Source organism: Mesorhizobium silamurunense (assembly GCF_014843825.1).
In the GTDB taxonomy this organism is placed as follows: Bacteria; Pseudomonadota; Alphaproteobacteria; order Rhizobiales; family Rhizobiaceae; genus Mesorhizobium; species Mesorhizobium silamurunense.
The window spans coordinates 1-1754 of record NZ_JHQR01000379.1 but is presented as its reverse complement, the minus strand read 5'-3'; the positions used below and the strand labels follow the sequence as shown (position 1 = coordinate 1754).

Here is a 1754-nt window from a genome sequence, read left to right as displayed (position 1 = left end):
CTCCGCGCCCCAGGTCAGGCCGGCGAGGCGCGCGCTTGCCCCGGCATAGCTCGCCGCCGCCAGCACGCCGGCCGCAGTTTCGGTGATGATCGGCAGGATCCTTATGCCGCCGTCCGGCAGACCGCTTTCGGCTTCATGCACTCTAAGCTTGGCCGCCAGCTGCTGGACGTCCTGTCCGCCGTTCGACTTCGGCAGCATGATGCCGTCGGGTTCCACCGGGACGAGGGCCGCGAGGTCATCGTCGGTCACACCGGTCGTCAGATCGTTGACCCGCACATAGATGGCGGAGCTGGCTTGCCGCCGGTGGCCAGCGATGAAGCTCGCCGCGACCGCGCGTGCTGCCGCCTTGTTGGCGGCGGCGACCGAATCCTCGAGGTCGACGATGACCACGTCGGCGCCGGCGCCAAAGCCCTTTTCCAGCTTGCGCTCGGAATCGCCGGGCACGAAGAGCAGCGAGCGCATCAGGCTGCCTTCTTCATCATCATCGCCTGCCTTGTGCATTTGGCGACAAGAACATCGTCCTGATTGTAGGCGCGATGCTCGAACTCGACGATGCCGCGATCGGGTTTGGACTTGGACTCGCGCACCGAAACGACCGTTGTCTCGACCCGGATCGTGTCGCCGTGGAAGACCGGGTGCGGGAAGACGGTCTCCTTCATGCCGAGATTGGCGACGGTGGTGCCGACGGTGATGTCGTTCACCGAAATGCCGATCGTCAGGCCGAGCGTGAACAGCGAATTGACGAGCGGCTTGCCCCATTCGCTCTTCGCGGCGAAGTCGAAATCGATGTGCAGCGGCTGCGGGTTCAGCGTCATCACCGAAAACAGCATGTTGTCGCTTTCGGTGACGGTCTTGCGCAGCGTGTGCCGGAAGACATGGCCGACGACGAACTCTTCCAAATAAAGCCCGGCCATGGTCGATCTCCTCCGCTTATCCTTGCTTGATAGGCGTTGGTCGCGGCTCCATCAAGCCGGTTAAGAAACATGGTGAACCGTTCGTAAACCATTTCCAGCCTACCGTTCACAACGGGGCCGGGGAACGCTCCGGCAAGGGCGTAGCTGGTCGGCATGATTGTTTCGCATTTTCTAAAATGGATTGATACGGCAAGGGTTTCCGAGCGCGCCGCCGCCGCGAGCGCGCTGGCCCGCGCCTACATAAATTCCGACCTGCCGTTCGAGGATCGCTGCGCCGCCGAGGCGGCGCTCACGCTGCTGCTCGACGACGTCTCCGCCAAGGTTCGACATTCGCTCGCCGAAGCGCTGTCGATGAGCCACCACGCGCCGCCGCAGGTGATCGCAGCACTTGCCTCCGACCAACCGGAAGTGGCGGCGCTGGTGCTGGCGCGTTCGCCTTTGCTTACCGATGCCGACCTCATCGACCGTGTCGCCTGCGGCCAGAAGGCCACCCAGAAGCTCATAGCCAACCGCCCCGTCGTCTCGATGCCGCTTGCGGCCGCGATCGCTGAAATCGGCGAGCCGGAAGCCTGCGCCACGCTCGTTGCCAATGGCGGCGCCGACATCGCGTCGCTGAGCTTCCGCCGCATGGCCGAGCGGCACGGCCACCTGCCGCTGGTGCGCGAGGCGCTGATCGCCGATGCGCGCCTGCCCGCCGATTGCCGGCACATGCTTTTGGTCAAGCTCGGCGAGACGCTGAAAGGCTCGCCGCTGGTGCTGGCGCTGATGGGCGCCACCCGCGCCGACCGGGTGATGCGCGACGCCTGCGTGAAGGCTTCGGTGACGTTGATCGATGGCACG

2 protein-coding genes and 1 pseudogene are annotated in these 1754 nt (G+C 65.0%); 1 reads left to right on the top strand and 2 read right to left on the bottom strand.

Translation table 11 applies throughout. From position 1 onward, the window contains the following. A partial coding sequence (locus DH10_RS34015) for an aldolase/citrate lyase family protein (protein ID WP_246811686.1) occupies window positions 1-462 on the bottom strand: 462 nt, incomplete at its 3' end. Then, window positions 462-920: pseudogene (locus DH10_RS34010) on the bottom strand (MaoC family dehydratase); the annotation flags it as partial. The gene DH10_RS34015 and the pseudogene DH10_RS34010, both read right to left, overlap by 1 nt. Window positions 921-1067: 147 nt before the next feature. Between DH10_RS34010 and DH10_RS34005 the strand changes: the two are divergent. Further along, window positions 1068-1754, top strand: a 687-nt coding sequence (locus tag DH10_RS34005; RefSeq protein ID WP_192385839.1) for a DUF2336 domain-containing protein, incomplete at its 3' end; no start/stop codon positions are given.